This window comes from Paucibacter soli (assembly GCF_037482845.1).
GTDB lineage: Bacteria > Pseudomonadota > Gammaproteobacteria > Burkholderiales > Burkholderiaceae_C > Paucibacter_B > Paucibacter_B soli.
The window spans coordinates 47156-63356 of record NZ_JBBHJW010000011.1 but is presented as its reverse complement, the minus strand read 5'-3'; the positions used below and the strand labels follow the sequence as shown (position 1 = coordinate 63356).

Here is a 16201-nt window from a genome sequence, read left to right as displayed (position 1 = left end):
ATCAGAAGCGGTGCCGCTGCGGCGGCCCCTTGCGCGCCGGTGGCCGTTTGGCCTGGGGCTGTGCCGGCTGGGGCCTGGACACATCGGCCAGCAGCAGGGTCGCGCTCACCAGGCTCTCCACCGCCTCCTCCAGATCCGCGGGAGGCTCCAGGGTCTCGATCTCTTCGAGCAGCTCGTCGGCGTCTTCCAGATCGTCCGGGTCCAGGTGCATATAGATCGCTGCCAGCGGCTCCAGCAACTGGGCCGCATCCAGGCGCATCAGCTCGGGGAACAGCTCGGTGGCGAGCGCGAAGCCGGCCACCCAGGGGAACACCACTTCGGAAGGGTCGGCCTCGTCTTCCAGCTCGAACACCCAGGGGTCGAACCATTGGCGATCGACGATGGCCAGGTTGAGCTCGCGGTGGCGGCGGCGTATCAGCTCGAACAAGGCCTCGCCGTTGTAGCTGGGCGGCGGCTTGCGGCCCTCGCTGTCCAGTACATGGGGCGCCCAGTCGGACATCGCGACGGGCTTGGGCTGCAGCAGCACACCGATCAGATAGCCGTCCAGCATGCTCACGTCCAGCGGCTCCAGCGGCGCCGGCACCTTGTCGAGCAGGGTCTGCAGCTGCTCCAGCTCGGCGTCGCTGAGCGGCTCGGCGGGCTTGCGGGCTTGCGGCGCCGGCTTGCTGCTGGCGGCGGGCCGGGCCGGACGAGGCGCGGGGCTGGGCTTGCGTACGGGCGGCTTGGCAGCGTTCATGACCGCATTATCAAGCTTCGGCCATCCCACCTCGTGGGGATGGCGAAACCCGCGCTTCGGCCCTAGAGTTCGATCCAAGCAAGCCGCAAGGCGAGCAGCAGTCCCAACGACGTCCTTGATTCAAGGACTTTGCAACGCCCGAGCAGTTCGCTGCTTGGGCGTCCTTTTTTGTGCGCTCAGAAGCCCTTGCCCAGCGCGGCGCGCAGATGCTCGATGAGCAGCCGCACTGGGCGCGGCGTGGTGCTGCTCCAGGGGTGGATGGCGTAGATGCTGTCGCCGAAAAAGCCTGCCGGCCGCCATTGCGGCAGCAAGGGCTGCAGGGCGCCGCTGGCCAGGGCCGGTGCGGCGCTGAAGTCGGGCAAGAGGGCCACGCCCAGGCCGGCCAACGCAGCATCTCGGATGATTTCGCTGTTGCCGGCGCGTAATAGCCCTTGCACCGGGACCCGCACCCGCTCCGGCGCCCTGGCCGCGCCATGTTCGAAGTGCCAGACCGCCGGGCCCGAGCGCAGATAGGGCAGGCAGGCATGGGCCGCCAGCTCGGCCGGATGGGCGGGCGTGCCGGCGCGGGCCAGATAGGCGGGCGCCGCCACCAGCAGGGCGCGCGAGGCGCAGAGCTTGAAGGCCACATGGGTGTCGGGCGGCGTGCTGGTGTGGCGGATGGCCAGGTCGAAGCCCTCCTGCGCCAGCGCCGCCAGCCGGTCCGACAGATCCAGCTCGATGCGTATCTCCGGGTACTGGGCAAAGAAGCCCGGCAGGGCCGGCGCCACATGCTGGCGCCCCAGCGCCACCGGCGCGGTAACGCGCAGCAGGCCGCGCGGCTGGCCGGCGGCGTCGCGCGCCGCGCCGAGGCTGCGCGCAATATGGTTGAAGCTGGCCTCGGTGTCTTCCACCAGGCGCTGGCCGGCGTCCGAGAGCCGCACCGAGCGCGTGGTGCGCGCCACCAGGGTCACACCCACGGCGCGCTCCAGCTCGGCAATGCGCTGGCTCACCGCGGCCTTGGACAGGCCCAGGCGCTGCGCCGCCTTGGTGAAGCTGCCGGTATGGGCGATCACCGTGAGGGCGTGCAGCTGGCCCCACAGCAGATCTTCGCGCAGGGCGGGTTTCGGCAGGGCAGGGCTCATGATTGTTCGGATTATCAAACAATCAAGTCAGCAAAAGCGGATTGGCAGGGCAGGGGGCCAAGCCTAGACTGGCCAAATACGATTCCACCTGGAGACCTGCCATGAGCACCCCCGCCTACGCCGCCAGCGCCGACCTGACCCATTTCATCAACGGCCGCCCGCAGGCCGCCAGCTCGGGCCGCTCGCAGGCGGTCTACAACCCCACGACCGGCGCGGTGGCGCGCCAGCTGCAGCTGGCCAGCAGCGAGGATGTGCTGAGCGCGGTGGCCGCCGCCCAAGCCGCCTTCCCGGCCTGGGCCGACGCACCGCCGCTGCGCCGCGCCCGCGTGATGTTCAAGTTCCTGGAGCTGCTCAACCAGCACAAGGACCAGCTCGCCGCCATGATCACCGCCGAACATGGCAAGGTCTTCACCGACGCCCAGGGTGAGGTGGCGCGTGGCATCGACATCGTGGAATTCGCCTGCGGCGCGCCGCAACTGCTCAAGGGCGACTTCACCGAGCAGGTCTCGACCGGCATGGACAACTGGACGCTGCGCCAGCCGCTGGGTGTGGTGGCCGGCATCACGCCCTTCAACTTCCCCTTCATGGTGCCGATGTGGATGGCGCCGCTGGCCATCGTCACCGGCAATACCTTCATCCTCAAGCCCAGCGAGCGCGACCCCTCGCCCAGCCTCTTCATCGCCGAGCTGTTCAAGCAGGCCGGCCTGCCGGACGGCGTGTTCAATGTGCTGCAGGGCGACAAGCTGGCGGTGGATGGGCTGCTGAACCACCCCGACGTGAAGGCGATCAGCTTCGTCGGCTCGACGCCCATTGCCCAGTACATCTACGAAACCGGAGCCAAGAACGGCAAGCGCGTGCAGGCCCTGGGCGGCGCCAAGAACCATATGGTGGTGATGCCCGATGCCGACATCGAGCAGGCGGTGGACGCACTGATCGGCGCGGCCTACGGCTCGGCCGGCGAGCGCTGCATGGCGATCTCGGTGGCGGTGCTGGTGGGCGATGTGGCCGACCGGATCGTGCCCAAGCTGGCCGAACGTGCCCGCGCCCTGAAGATCAAGAACGGCATGGAGCTCGATGCCGAGATGGGCCCCATCGTCACCCGCGAGGCGCGCGATCGCATCGAGAACTACATCGGCATCGGCGTGGAAGAGGGCGCCAAGCTGGTGGTCGACGGGCGCGGCCACAAAGTGGCCGGCCTGGAGAACGGCTTCTTCACCGGCGGCACCCTGTTCGACGAGGTGAAGCCCAGCATGCGCATCTACAAGGAAGAAATCTTCGGCCCGGTGCTGGCCTGCGTGCGCGTGAGCGACTTTGCCCAGGCGGTGGAGCTGGTGAACGCGCATGAGTACGGCAACGGCGTGGCCTGCTTCACCAGCGATGGCAATGTCGCGCGCGAGTTCGCGCGCCGCATCCAGGTGGGCATGGTGGGCATCAATGTGCCCATCCCTGTGCCGATGGCCTGGCAGGGCTTTGGCGGCTGGAAAAAGAGCCTGTTCGGCGACATGCATGCCTATGGCGAGGAGGGCGTGCGCTTCTACACCAAGCAAAAGAGCATCATGCAGCGCTGGCCGGCCAGCATTGGCAAGGGCGCCGAGTTTGTGATGCCCACCAGCAAGTAAGGCTCGCTGGCACAAGCCGTGCGAATCTCGCACGGCGGGTGACTAAGCTCATGCCGCGCGGCTGGGATCGGCTACGCTCGCGGTCTGTGACCACCTGTAAGCCGCTGTCCAAACCCGCCGAGCTGTCCGCCGAGCAAATCGCGCATTGCCTGGAGCAGGCGCGCGCGGCTCAGCGCGATGCCCGGCTCGACGAGGGCCTGGCCCTGGCCGAGCAGGCCTGGGCCGCCAGCCAGCAACTGGGCTATCTGGCCGAGCAGGTGGAGGCCGGGCGCCTGCGCAGCTTTTTTCGCTTCCGCCGCGGCGACCTGCCCGGCATGCTGGCGGCCGGCCAGGAGGTCTTGATCCTGATGCGCCCGCTGGGCGCCCAGCCCGGTATCTGCGAGCTGCTGCGCTGGATGAGCCTGGCGGCCTCGGAGATCGGCGATTTCGAGACCGGCCTGGCCTGCGCCAACGAGGGCTGCGCGCTGGCGCAGGAGCTCGGCGAGCTGCGCATCCAGGCGGTGGCGCTGAACGCGCTGGGCGCCTGCTTCGAGCGCATGGGCGATCCCTGGCAGGCCGAGCGCCTGATGAACGAGGCCGCGGCCCTGGTGCGCGATCAGGCCACGCCCTACGAGCATGTGGTCACGCTCAACAATCTCAGCAGCGTCGCCCTCGGTGCCTACCACCTGATGCGCGACAGCGGCAACGACGCTGCCTGCCGCCAGGCGCTGGAGCGCGGCCTGCACTATGCCCGCGAGGTGCGCCCGCATGCGCGCGAGCATGGCGACCGGTTTGCGCTCGCGCTCACCGATGCCAATCTCGGCGAGGTGCTGATGCTGCTGGGCGCGCTGGACGAGGCGCGGAGCTTTCTGGATGCTGCGCTCGAGCAGGCGCAGAGCCTGGGCTATCAGAACCTGGCCTGGCGTACGCGCTGCGCACTCGCCGAGCTGATGCTGGCGCGCGGCGAGGTGCGCGAGGCCTGGCACATCGTGCATGCCCTGCAGTCCGACGCTGCGGGCACGCTGCCGGCCTTCATCGCGCTGCGCTTGCATCACAACGCCTTCCGCGCCGCGCGTGCGCTCGGCCGCAGCGACGATGCGCTGGCGCATCTGGAGTGCTACCAGCGCCTGGAACGCCAGCGCAGCGTGGCCCAGCTGATGGCGCAATCGCGCTTCTTCGTGACCAGGCTGGAGGCCGAGCAGGTGCGCGCCCAGGCCGAGCTCGCCAACAGCGCCGTCGATGCGCTCACCGCCAAGGCGGTGGAGCTGGAGGCCCATGTGCAGCGCGACCCGCTCACCGGCCTGGGCAACCGCCGTTGCCTCGAATCGCGCATGCCGGCCCTGATGGCCGAGGCCGAGGCGCGCGGCCGGCCGCTCACCCTGGCGCTGATAGACGCCGATCATTTCAAGAGCGTGAACGACCGCCATGGCCATGCGGTAGGCGACCAGGTGCTGCAGGTGCTGGCCCAGATGCTGCGCGACAACACGCGCAGCAGCGATATGCTGCTGCGCTATGGGGGCGAGGAATTCCTGGTGGTGTTTCCCGACACCGTGGCGGACCGCGCCTTCGAGGTCTGCGAGCGCCTGCGCGCCAACGTCGAGAACTATGGCTGGGACGAGCTGGCGCCGGGCCTGCAGGTCAGCCTCAGCATCGGCCTGGCGAGCGCGCCGCCCTATTCCACCGACATGCTGATCGCGCGTGCCGACGCGGCCATGTATCGCGCCAAGCACCTGGGCCGCAACCGCGTCGCGCTGGCCTGAAGCACAGCTCAGGCGCCGCTGGCCTGCACCAGATTGCGGCCCTGCGCCTTGGCCTGGTAGAGCGCGCGGTCGGCGCGCATCAGCACCTGTTCGGCACCGGCGTCCGCCAGGCTGGCCTCGGCCACGCCGAAGCTGGCCGTCAGGGGGCAGGTCTTGCCATCCCAGCTGAAGCCGCAACCCTCCAGGTTCACGCGCATGCGCTCGGCCACCAGCAGCGCGCCCGCCAGCCCGGTGTCGGGCAGCAGCGCGCAAAACTCCTCGCCGCCCAAGCGGCCGAGCCGGTCGACCGTGCGCACGCAAGGCCTGAGCGCCTGCACCAGGGCCTGCAGCGCGGCATCGCCGGCGGCATGGCCCAGGCTGTCGTTGAGCTGCTTGAAGCGGTCCATGTCCACCATCACCAGCGCATAAGGCGTGCCGCGCTGCAGGCGCGCATGCTCGCGTTCCATCACCTGGGCCAGCGCGCGGCGGTTCAGCGCATCGGTGAGCGGATCGCGCCGCGTCAGGCGCTGGATACGCAGGATCAGCCGCATCAGCACATAGAAGGCCATGGTGGCGTTGAGCACCAGGTTCAAGGCCAATGTGGACCAGAGCCAGGCAATATTGAAGCCGGAGGCGACCCGGATGTCGGGGGTTACGCCGGGCGCCAGCCAGGTCTCCAGCAGGCGCGCCAACAGCAGCAGCGTGACGACGAACAGTGGCGCTGCCAGCAGCCCGGCCAGGCCGGGTTTGACGCGCTGGCGCAGCAGCCGGTAGGCATCGCTGCCGGCGAGCAGGCACAGTGATGACAGACTGGCATACACCACCATGGCGTGCCTGGAGAGGTCGCCCTCATAGGGCATCGCCAACAGGGTCAATGAGGCAGCGCCGGCCAGCAGGCCGGGCAGCAGCACGCGCGGCCTTGCGTCGGCAATCAGTGGCACGGCCAGGCACAGCAGGGCGAAGGCGAGCTGGGCCAGCAGGTCCGATACCCAGAAGGCCAGCAGGTCCGGTGCCACGCCGCGCAGCGCGTGCAGCCCCAGGGAGGCGGCCAGCAAGAGGTTGGCAGCGGCCAGGCACAGCGAGGCCTTGGGCGTGACGCGCATGCCGGTGGCGAACAGCCACCACACCACCGCGGCAAAAAAGAACACCAGCACGATGGCCATCAGCAGCGTGTTGGGATCGGTGGCTGGCCAGACGATGTTCATGCCGGCGCCATGCAGACCTGGTTGCGGCCCTTGGCCTTGGCCCGGTAGAGCTGGGCATCGGCCTGCGCCAGCGCGCTGCCGCCGTTGGCGTCCTCGGGCAGCGCCGCGGCCAGGCCGAAGCTGGCCGTGAGGGCGTGGCTGCGGCCCTGCCAGACAAAGGGCTGATGCTGCAGGCGCAGGCGCAGGCGTTCGGCCACCATGGCCGCGTCGGCCAGCGTGGTGTCGGGCAGCAGCAGACAGAACTCCTCGCCGCCCATGCGGCCCAGCACATCCACCTCGCGGATGCCCGAGCGCAGCAGGCCCACCAGATGCACCAGGGCCGCGTCGCCGCCGGCATGGCCCAGGCTGTCGTTGACGCGCTTGAAATGGTCCACATCGACCATCAACAGCGTCATCGGATGGCCGCGCGCGACCGCCGCCTGCAGGGCCAGCAACTGCTGCTGCAGGGCGCGGCGGTTCAGCACGCCGGTCAGGCTGTCGGTGTTGGTGAGCAACTCGATGCGGGTGATGAGCCGGTACAGCACCAGCGCGATCAGGCCGATGCTGATGCTCAGGCACAGCAGCAGCCAGACGGTGGCCAGCAGCGCGCTCTGCGAGTGGCGCATCAACAGGGCCTCACCGCCCGGCAACAGGCCCAGGCCGGCGAGCGCGCGCAGCAGGTTCGCAAAGGCCAGGCCGGCAAACGGCGCCGCCATCAGGGCCGTGACGATGGTGCGAAAGCCCGACGCCGCCCCGGTCAGCACGTCGCGAAAACTCAGCAGCGCCAGCAGGCTTATGGCCACCGAGGTGGGCAGCAGACTGGCGCTGCCGATGCCCGCGAGCGCCTGCCCCAGCAGCAACAGCGCGCACAGAGCGGCGATCAGCAGGATGTCCTGGGCCGAGCGCTGCATGCGCAGCAACTGCCGCACCGCCAGGGCCAGCAAGGTGGTGGCGGCGAGCTTGAAGGCGTCGGCCCACCAGCCCGACCAGGGGCCCCAGCTCATCGGCAACAGCGCCGGCAGCAGGCTCAGATGGGCGGCTGCCATCAGCCAGGCGGCGCGCGGCGCGATGCGGAACAGCAGGGCCAGGGTCAGCCACACGATGGCGCCAAAGCAGTTGAAGACTGCGTTGACCATCAGCAGGGTGGTGGCGTCCAGGGCTTGCATGGCTTGTCCGGGCCATCATCGCAAAGTGCGGGCCGGGCGTACAGCGTCACACAGGCAAGCAATTCTGTACACAATAGATGTAGTGAATGTAACGTTGCGTAGAGTGAGCTACATTAAGCTTGAGTCCAAACTTCGGAGAGCCGCATGAAGCGCCTGACCATTTTTTTGACCGCCCTCGCCCTGGGCTTCGGTTGCCATGCCGACAACACCTTGCCGCCCGCTGATCATCGAGAGGTGGTGTTCGTCTGCGAGCATGGCTCGGCCAAGAGCGTGATTGCGGCGGCCTACTTCAACAAGCTGGCCGGCGAGCGCGGCCTGGCCTTGCGCGCGGTATCTCGCGGTATCCAGCCGGATGCAGAGCTGCAGCCGGCCACCCAGCAAGGCCTGCGCCGCGACGGCATGCCGGACCCCCAGTACCGCGCCGCGCCGCTGACCGAGGCCTTGGCCAGCCAGGCCTTGCGGGTAGTGACCATAGGCATAGAGTCCAAGCCGGACTACCTGAGCCGGGCGGCTAGGCTGGAATGGAACGACGTGCCGCCGGTGGGCAAGGACTACGAAGCGGCGCGCGCCGACATGGTGCGCAAGATCGAGACCCTGATTGGCGAGCTGGCGCCGCGCTGATCAGCGCCGCTCCACCACCACCGGCGTGAGTGTTGCCAGCGCCAGGCGCACGCGCTCGGCCGCCGCCCTCGCATCCTCGCGGCTGGCGTAGGGCCCGGCCTGCAGGCGATGCAGGCTGCTGTCCTTGAACACCGCCAGCAGCGGCGCCATCCAGTCCAGCTCCTTGAGCAGCCTCTGGCGGAACTGCTCGGCGCCGTCCAGGCGCGCGAACGCGCCCAGCTGCACCCAGAAGCCAGGGGCGGCAGCGCGCGCCGGGGTCAGGTCTTGCGCTGCGGCCAGCTGCGCCGTGGCCAATCGCTCGGGTGCTCCGCTGGCCTCGGCCGCCGCATAGACCGGCGCGTCGCCCTCCTTGCCGCGCTGCCAGGCGCCGGTACGGATGTCCTCGTAGGTGATGCGCTCCAGCTCCACCGGCGCGACGCCGCGCAGCAGGTCCAGCTTGAGCGCAGCGGTGTAGCTGAGGTCGATGATGCGACCCGGGTGGAAGGGCCCGCGGTCGTTGATACGCACGATCACCTCGCGGCCATTCGCCGGGTTGCGCACCCGCGCATAGCTGGGGATGGGCATGGTGGCATGTGCGCCCGTCATCGCGTACATGTTGTAGACCTCACCGCTGGAGGTGGGCCGGCCATGGAACTTCCTGCCATACCAGGAGGCCAGGCCGCGCTCCACCAGGGGCTTGTCTTCGGTGATCGGCTCGTAGCGCTGGCCCAGCACCTCGTAGGGCTTGTTGGGGCCGCCCTTGCGGATCGCCTCCAGCTGCGGCGCGGCGTCGGGCACGCGTTGCAGATCGGCGGGCGGGTTCGCCTCGGGGCCATCGCGGCCGGCCGGCCAGGCGCCCGGTGCTGGCGGACGGCTGGCGCAGGCCGCCAGCAGCAGCGGCAGCAGGATCAGCGTGTGGCGGGGCAGGTTCAGCATGGGCGCAACCCTAGCCGATCCAGCCAGGCTTGGCGAGTGCGCAGGCGTCGCCGTCTGCCTCTATGCTTGCGCCAAACCCTTGCCGGAGACCTGTAGACATGAGCGATTACATCTTCCCGCCCGCCCCCCAGCCCAGCGTGGCGGTGCATGGCAGCGCGGCCCGCTATGCGGTGGCGCGCATCTTCTGCGTGGGCCGCAACTACGCGGCCCATGCGCGCGAGATGGGCGGCAACCCGGATCGCGAGCCGCCCTTCTACTTCACCAAGCCGGCCAGTGCCCTGGTGGCGTCCGGGTCGAGCATCGCCTATCCGCCCGGCACCAGGAACTTCCACTACGAGATGGAGCTGGTGATCGCGATCGGCGCGCCGGTCTTCAAGGTCACGCCCGAGGTTGCCCGGGCCGCCGTGTGGGGCTATGCGGCGGGCCTGGACATGACGCGCCGTGACCTGCAGGCCGAGGCCAAGGCCGCCGGCCGCCCTTGGGACATTGCCAAGGGTTTCGAGCAGAGCGCGGTGATCACGCCGCTGACGCGCGCCAGCCAGCTGGGCGAGCTGAGGTCCGGCGCCATCACGCTGGCGGTGAACGGGGTGGAGAAGCAGCGCGGCGACCTCGCCGACATGATCTGGAGCGTGCCCGAGATCGTCGCCAACCTGTCGCAGTACTACCACCTCCAGCCCGGCGACCTGATCTACACCGGTACGCCCGAGGGGGTGGGGGCGGTCAAGCCCGGCGACGTGATCAGCGGCGCGATAGCGGGCCTGGATGCGCTCAGCCTGACAATAGCGGACCCCGAGTAAGCCCATATCGCCCATGTTTGACCACGACGAAACCCTGGCCGAGGCGCGCGAGCGCAATATCCGCGATGCCCTCTTCGAGGACATCGGCCGCTGCGACTGGACCGCCCAGCTGGTGCCGGCCGGGCGCCGCGTGAGTGCCCATGTGCGGGTGCGCGAGGATGCGGTGCTGTGCGGGCGCGACTGGTTCGAGGGCGTGTTCAAGGCGCTGGACGGCAGCAGCCGCATCGAGTGGCTGTACGAGGAAGGCGCACGCATGGGGGCCGACACCCTGGTGTGCCGCATCCAGGCCGATGGCCGCGCGCTCTTGAGCGCCGAGCGCCCGGCGCTCAACTTCCTGCAGCTGCTCTCCGCCACCGCCACGCTGACGCGCGCCCATGTGGATGCGATCGCCGGTGCCAGCCCCAATCCGGGCGGTTGCGCGGTGCTGGACACGCGCAAGACCATCCCCGGGCTGCGCCTGGCGCAGAAGTACGCGGTGCGCATGGGCGGCGGCGCCAACCAGCGCCTGGCGCTCTACCACGGCATCCTCATCAAGGAGAACCACATCGCCGCCGCCGGCGGCGTGGCCGCGGCCCTGCGCGCGGCGCAGGCGCTCAAGGCGGGCGTGGACATCCAGATCGAGGTCGAGAGCCTGAGCGAGCTGACGCAGGCGCTGGACGCCGGCGCGAGCAGCGTGCTGCTCGACAACTTCAGCGAGGCCATGATGATTGAGGCCGTCAAGCTCAACGCCGGCCGCGCCTTGCTGGAGGTGTCGGGCGGCGTGGCGCTGGAGCAGCTGCGCTGGATCGCCGCCACCGGTGTCGATCGCATCTCGATCGGCCGCCTCACCAAGGACGTGAAGGCGGTGGACTACTCGATGCGGGTGGAGGGGCCGCTCGCGTCCTGAAGGCTGCCCGGCTTGCGTCAAAGCAACAGCTTGGCGAGAAGTCGGCACAGCGCTTGCGAGTGGCGGCCTAAGATGGCTCATCTTGCCGATGGAGGCTCGCCGTGATGAGACATCCATACCTGTACGGCTGCGCATACGCGCTGGCGCTGCTACCTGGCGTATCTGCTTGGGCCGACGGCCTGGTGGTGATCGCGGCGGCCAACAGCAACGCCCCCAAACTCAACGCCGAGCAGGTTTCGGCCATCTTCATGGGCGCGGCCAAGTCCTTCCCGGGTGGCGAGAAGGCGGTGCCGATCGACCAGACGCCGGGCAGCCCGGCCTACGGGAACTTCTACAACAAGGTGGCCGGACGCAGCGAGGCCCAGGTGAAGGCCTATTGGTCCCGCATGGTGTTCACCGGCAAGGGCACGCCGCCGCAGGATGGCGGCGACGCCGCGGCGGTGAAGAAGCTGGTGGCGGGCAATCCGAACCTGGTGGGCTATGTCGATGCCAGTCTGGTCGATGGCAGCGTCAAGGTCTTGTCGGAAATCAAGTGAGACCGGGGCACAACATGAACAAGAGACAACACCTGACCCTGCTGATGTCCTGCATGCTGGCGCTGCCTACGCTGGCAACGGCACAGGACGACGGCCCCAAGTTCTCTTTCTCCGGCTTCGGCCAGCTGACGGTGGCCAAGGTGCTCAGTGGCACCGAGCGCCCCTATATGGAATGGAGCTGCCCCTGCGCAATCCAGAACTGGGAGTATGTGGGCGTGTACGAGAAGTCCAAGGGCTGGCAGGCCGACCAGGAGTCGTTGCTGGGCCTGCAGGGCAGCGTGCGCCTGAATGATCGCTTCTCGGCCACCGCGCAGCTGCTTTCGCGTGCTAACAACAAGAGTTACCGCCCAACGCTGGACTGGGCCTATGCCTCTTACGCGATCAGCGACGAGTGGACGCTGCAGGCCGGCCGCAAGCGCATCCCGCTCTACTACTACAGCGACTTCCTCTACATCGGCACCGCCTACCCCTGGGTGCGTCCGGCGCCGGATGTCTATGGTTGGCCCATCTATGCCTATGACGGCGCCAATCTAGCCTACAGCACGGCGGTGCTGGGCGGGCGCTGGACGGTGGATGCGAATGTCTGGGCCGGCGGCTTCAACTACAAGAACAACCCCTACGACACGCGCATCTACTACGCCGACCCCACCGACGAGAAGTGGCGCAATATCCTGGGCGGCTATGTCACGCTGAGCAATGGCGAGCTGAGCGGACGCCTGATGGTGATGCGCTTCAACAACGACCAACGCACGCACAAGGCCGACGGCACTACCAGCATCAATATGGACGGCTACCGGACCACCATCTGGGGCATCTCGGCCAACTACGACGGCCGCCATTTCATCGTGCGCAGCGAGCTCAACAAGTTCTCGCAGCAGGTCTCGGGCTTCACCTACAACTACTTCCTGCTGGGCGGCGGCTACAAGCTGGGCGACTGGACGGCGATGTTTACGATCTCGCGCTACCGCACCGCCGAGAACAATCTGGGCTTCGCGATCGAGGGGCGGCGCACGCGCAGCCTGGCGCTGCGCTACGACCTCAACAAGAACTGGGCGCTGAAGGCGCAGTACGACATCTCCAAGGACCAGTCGCAGTGGGACTTCCTTGGCGACCACAAGCTGCTCTCGTTCTCGGCCCAGACCTCGTTCTAAGAGACCCCAGACTCGCTCAGGCCAGCGCCGCGTAGAGCGCCTCGAATTCCTGCGTCAGCTTGTGGCGCGCGTCCAGGTGGATCATCGGGCGCGCCAGCTCGTGCGACTCCTTCATCTTCACGCTCGCGCTCAGATAGGGCTGCAGCACCGGCAGGCCCTCGGCGATGAGGGCCTGCACGCTGCGCTGGGGCAGGGCGGCGCGGGCCTGGAACTGGTTCACCACGATGCCTTCGACGATCAGATCGGCGTTGTGGTCGGCCTGGATCTCCTGCAGGTTCTCCAGCAACTCGTAGAGCGCGCGGCGCGAGAACTCGTCGCAGTCGAAGGGGATCAGGCAGGCCTGGGCGGCGATCAGGGCCGAGCGGGTGTAGAAGTTCAGCGCTGGCGGCGTATCGATCCAGATCTCGTCGTAGTCCTCGCCCAACTCCACCAGGGCGTCGCGCAGCTTGAAGATCTTGTAGCGGCTCTCCAGCTTGCCGTGCAACTCGTCGAGCAGGGCGCTGGCCGGCATCAGGTGCAGGTTTTCCCAGGGGGTGGCGACGATGTAATCGCTGGTGCGGGGCGCGCGCACACTGAACTTGAGCGTGGTCTCGAAGAACTCGGCGGCGCCGGGCTGTGCCGCGTCGGCGGCATCGCCCAGCAGATAGCGGCTGCTATTGGCCTGGCGGTCCAGGTCCACCACCAGGGTGCGCCGGCCCTGCTGGGCCGCGATCGCGGCCAGGTTGGCGGTGATGGTGGACTTGCCGACCCCACCTTTTTGATTGAACACCACGCGTCGCATACCGGGCTCCCTTGCTGCAATGCATCTATTGTGCATTGCAGCAATAGAGGCTTGCAGTAGTTTTCGCGCCTACGGTGGGCCGCGATAGCGCGCCAGCCAGGGTGCCGAATTGATAAGCTTGACGCGGCGCCCAATCCAGCCAGCGCCAGGAGCACCTCTCATGGACAAGCGCAGTTGCTTTGCCGCCGCGGCCCTCATGCTGGCCTTGGCCTGGCTACCGGGTCAGGCCAGCCAGGCGGCCGCACCGCGCATCGTCTACCTGACGGCCAAGCTGGATCTGCCCTTCTGGGCCACCATGGGGCGTGGCATCCGGTCCGTGGTGCAGGCGCAGGGCTATGCCTACGAGGAGCTGGACAGCCGGCTCGACCCCCAGCTCCAGCTGCATCATGCGCGTGAGCTCATTGCACAGGGCGTGGCCGGCATCATCATCTCGCCGACCGACAGCGCGTCAGCGCCGGCGGTGCTGAAACTGGCGCAGCAGGCCCATGTGCCGGTGGTGATTGCCGACATCGGTACCCAGGGTGGGGAGTACCTCAGTTATGTCAAGTCCGACAACTACCGTGGTGCCTACGATGTCGGCGCGACCCTGGCCGCGGCCATGAAGGAGCGTGGCTGGCAGGCCAGCCCCTATGCGCTGATCACCATCTCGCTGGCGCGCAAGAACGGCCAGGACCGTACCAACGGCTTTCGCGACGCCATGCGGGAGGCCGGCGTGGGGCAGGAGGCAGGCTTGCGGCAGATGCGCGACTACTCGGCTGCCGAGACGCGTGGTTATGTGACGGAGCTGCTGGCCGCCACGCCGCAGCTGCGCGCCCTCTTTATCCAGACCGATCAACCGGTGGACGGCGCGCTGCAGGCGCTCCAGGCCATGCGGCCGCCGCGCAAGCCTGGCGAGCTGCTGCTGGCGTCCTTTGACGCCATGCCCGAGGTGGAGGCCTTGCTGCGCAGCGGCACCCTGGTGGCGGTGGGCATGCAACAACCCTATCTGATGGGCGGCCGGGCGGCCGAGGCCTTGCTGATGGGGCTGCGCGGCGAGCGCCCGCCCAAGCAGATCCTGGTGCCCATCATGGTGGGCACGGGCAAGAATATCCACGAGCTGATGCCGCTGGTGAACAAGAACGTGTTCGGGCGCTAGGAGCACAGCATGCCCGTGCTCAAGCTCAGCCACCGCCTGGCGCTGGGCTATGGGGCAGTGATAGGCCTGCTCATCGCCACCAGCCTGCTTGGCCTGCTGCGCCTGCGCGAACTCAACGAGGTCACCGACCTGGCCCTGCACGAGCGCCATGCCAGCACGCGTGCGGTGAGCGTGGTCACCCAGGAGCTGGGCGGCATCGCGCGCATCATGCGCAACACCCTGCTGTTCAAGGAGGCCGCGCTGACGCAGCTGCAGGACATCGCACCCGCTAACGGTCGCATGGCAGGGGCGTTGGCGCAGTTGGCGCAGGTCGCTCGCGACCCCGAGTCGCGCGCGCTGCTGGAGGAGATCGCCAGCGTGCACTCGGCCTATATCGTCAACCAGGAAGACTTCATACGCCTGGTCGGCGAACAAAAGCTGGGCGAGGCGCGCAATCTGCTGGTGGTGGATCTGCATGGTTACCAGGAGAGTTATTTCACGCTGCTGGGGCGGCTCACCGAGGTGCAGGAGCGGCTCATGGCCGAGGCCAGCGCCGAGGTGCGGCGCTCCCACGCCGGTGCGCGCCGGCTCATGCTTGGCTTTGCGGCCGGCGCGGTGCTGTTGAGCGTCCTGGTGACCGGCCTGCTGAGCCGCTACATCTTGCGCAAGCTGGGCGGCGAGCCCGATTACGCGGCCTCGATCGCGCACCAGATCGCGATCGGCAACCTCTCGCCGGACATCCACATACGCGCCAAGGACCACCACAGCCTGCTGTTCGCCATGAGCGCGATGCGCGATGCCCTGATCGAGCGCGATGCGGCGCTGCGCGCCGTGAATCGTGAGCTGGCCAAGAATCTGGAGATACTCAAGCAGACCCAGGACGAGCTGGTGCGCAGCGAGAAGATCGCGGCGCTGGGTCATTTGGTGGCGGGGGTGGCGCATGAGCTCAACACGCCGATTGGCAACTGCATGCTGGCCGCCAGCACCATAGACGCGCAGTCCCAGCAGCTGCACGAGGCTGCGCGTGCGGGCTTGACCCGCCATGCCTTGAGCGACTACGTGGCGGCGGTGCAGGACGGCAGTCGCCTGCTGCTGCGCAATCTCGAACGTGCCGCCGAACTGGTCAGCAGCTTCAAGAAGCTGGCGGTGGACAAGGGCCAGGCGCAAGGGCGCCGCTTCCAGCTGGCCGACGTGGTGACACAGGCGCTGCTCGAATGCCAGCCCTGGCTCAAGCAGAGCGCGCTCACGGTGACGCAGCAAGTGCCCGCCGAGCTGGTGCTGAACAGCTACCCCGGTCCGCTGATCCAGGTGCTGGTCAATTTGCTCAGCAACGCCCTGGTGCATGGCTATGAGCCCGGTGCCCCCGGGCATGTGCTGATCAGCGCGCACCGTCTCGACGCCGCGCAGATCGAGTTGCGCGTGCAGGACGATGGCCGCGGCATTGCGGCCGAGCATCTCGGGCGCGTCTTCGACCCCTTCTTCACCACCAAGCTGGGCTCCGGCGGCTCGGGCCTGGGCCTGCATGTCAGCTACAACATCGTCACCGGCATACTGGCCGGCCACATCCATGTGGAAAGCACGCCGGGCGGTGGCTGTAGCGTGGTGATCAGGCTGCCGGTGCAGGCCTTGCCGGGCTGAACGGCCGCTGCCGGGCAAAGCGCGTACAGTGCAGACGCGCGGCATCGCCGCGTCCAGGAGACTTTCGCATGACGCTTTGCCCGATCGCCGTGCTTGCCGGTTGCCAGAAATGTCCGGCCTTCAAGGTCTGTCCGCTGAAGAGCGTGATCGGCGATCAACACAAGCCGAGCCCGCCGCCGGCCGCTGCCGCCGCCAAGAAGGCGAAGAAAAAGCGCTGA

At 68.2% G+C, this 16201-nt stretch carries 16 protein-coding genes; 10 read left to right on the top strand and 6 right to left on the bottom strand.

Going from position 1 to position 16201, the window contains the following annotated elements:
- Position 1: 1 nt before the first annotated feature.
- On the bottom strand, positions 2–736 hold the full coding sequence (locus tag WG898_RS21035; RefSeq protein ID WP_339604739.1) for a YecA/YgfB family protein: 735 nt from the start codon (positions 734–736) through the stop codon (positions 2–4).
- A gap of 176 nt (positions 737–912) precedes the next feature.
- Positions 913–1857 (bottom strand): LysR family transcriptional regulator, encoded by a 945-nt coding sequence (locus WG898_RS21030; RefSeq protein ID WP_339604738.1) that lies wholly within the window; start codon positions 1855–1857, stop codon positions 913–915.
- A gap of 101 nt (positions 1858–1958) precedes the next feature.
- Between WG898_RS21030 and WG898_RS21025 the strand changes: the two genes are divergently transcribed.
- Positions 1959–3476, top strand: a complete 1518-nt coding sequence (locus tag WG898_RS21025) for a CoA-acylating methylmalonate-semialdehyde dehydrogenase (protein WP_339604737.1) — start codon at positions 1959–1961, stop codon at positions 3474–3476.
- Between the two features lie 86 nt (positions 3477–3562).
- Positions 3563–5215, top strand: a complete 1653-nt coding sequence (locus WG898_RS21020; RefSeq protein WP_339604736.1) for a GGDEF domain-containing protein — start codon at positions 3563–3565, stop codon at positions 5213–5215.
- An 8-nt stretch (positions 5216–5223) separates the two neighbouring features.
- Here the strand turns inward: WG898_RS21020 and WG898_RS21015 are convergent, their stop codons facing one another.
- Positions 5224–6399, bottom strand: coding sequence for a GGDEF domain-containing protein (locus tag WG898_RS21015; protein ID WP_339604735.1), 1176 nt, complete (start codon positions 6397–6399; stop codon positions 5224–5226).
- Positions 6396–7544 carry a GGDEF domain-containing protein gene (locus WG898_RS21010; protein ID WP_339604734.1) on the bottom strand — a complete coding sequence of 383 codons (1149 nt, stop codon included), beginning with the start codon at positions 7542–7544 and terminating at the stop codon, positions 6396–6398. Before WG898_RS21010 ends, WG898_RS21015 begins: the two co-directional genes overlap by 4 nt.
- A 144-nt stretch (positions 7545–7688) precedes the next feature.
- On the opposite strand from WG898_RS21010, the gene WG898_RS21005 reads away from it, so the two are divergent.
- Entirely contained in the window at positions 7689–8165 is a 477-nt protein-coding gene (locus tag WG898_RS21005; protein WP_339604733.1) for an arsenate-mycothiol transferase ArsC, read from the top strand.
- Here WG898_RS21005 and WG898_RS21000 read toward each other — a convergent pair whose 3' ends face one another.
- Positions 8166–9080: a septal ring lytic transglycosylase RlpA family protein gene (locus tag WG898_RS21000; RefSeq protein WP_339604732.1), complete on the bottom strand. Its 915-nt coding sequence runs from the start codon at positions 9078–9080 to the stop codon at positions 8166–8168.
- Positions 9081–9178: 98 nt separating this feature from the next.
- Between WG898_RS21000 and WG898_RS20995 the strand changes: the two genes are divergently transcribed.
- From WG898_RS20995 to WG898_RS20980, 4 genes are all read left to right on the top strand, one after another.
- A complete protein-coding gene (locus tag WG898_RS20995) occupies positions 9179–9877 on the top strand; it encodes a fumarylacetoacetate hydrolase family protein (protein WP_339604731.1) in 699 nt (232 codons plus the stop codon).
- Positions 9878–9890: 13 nt separating this feature from the next.
- Positions 9891–10763 (top strand): carboxylating nicotinate-nucleotide diphosphorylase, encoded by an 873-nt coding sequence (gene nadC, locus WG898_RS20990; RefSeq protein WP_339604730.1) that lies wholly within the window; start codon positions 9891–9893, stop codon positions 10761–10763.
- A gap of 104 nt (positions 10764–10867) precedes the next feature.
- Entirely contained in the window at positions 10868–11299 is a 432-nt protein-coding gene (locus WG898_RS20985) for a type 2 periplasmic-binding domain-containing protein (protein WP_339604729.1), read from the top strand.
- Positions 11300–11313: 14 nt separating this feature from the next.
- Positions 11314–12450 (top strand): porin, encoded by a 1137-nt coding sequence (locus tag WG898_RS20980; RefSeq protein WP_339604728.1) that lies wholly within the window; start codon positions 11314–11316, stop codon positions 12448–12450.
- A 16-nt stretch (positions 12451–12466) separates the two neighbouring features.
- On the opposite strand, the gene WG898_RS20975 is transcribed toward WG898_RS20980, so the two are convergent.
- Positions 12467–13231, bottom strand: a complete 765-nt coding sequence (locus tag WG898_RS20975; protein WP_339604727.1) for a ParA family protein — start codon at positions 13229–13231, stop codon at positions 12467–12469.
- A gap of 160 nt (positions 13232–13391) precedes the next feature.
- Here WG898_RS20975 and WG898_RS20970 point away from each other — a divergent pair, with 160 nt between their 5' ends.
- From WG898_RS20970 to WG898_RS20960, 3 genes are all read left to right on the top strand, one after another.
- Complete coding sequence (locus WG898_RS20970; protein ID WP_339604726.1) at positions 13392–14366, top strand: substrate-binding domain-containing protein; 975 nt, start codon at positions 13392–13394, stop codon at positions 14364–14366.
- Positions 14367–14375: 9 nt separating this feature from the next.
- Positions 14376–15983 carry an ATP-binding protein gene (locus tag WG898_RS20965; protein WP_339604725.1) on the top strand — a complete coding sequence of 536 codons (1608 nt, stop codon included), beginning with the start codon at positions 14376–14378 and terminating at the stop codon, positions 15981–15983.
- A 68-nt stretch (positions 15984–16051) separates the two neighbouring features.
- Positions 16052–16201 carry a hypothetical protein gene (locus WG898_RS20960; RefSeq protein WP_339604724.1) on the top strand — a complete coding sequence of 50 codons (150 nt, stop codon included), beginning with the start codon at positions 16052–16054 and terminating at the stop codon, positions 16199–16201.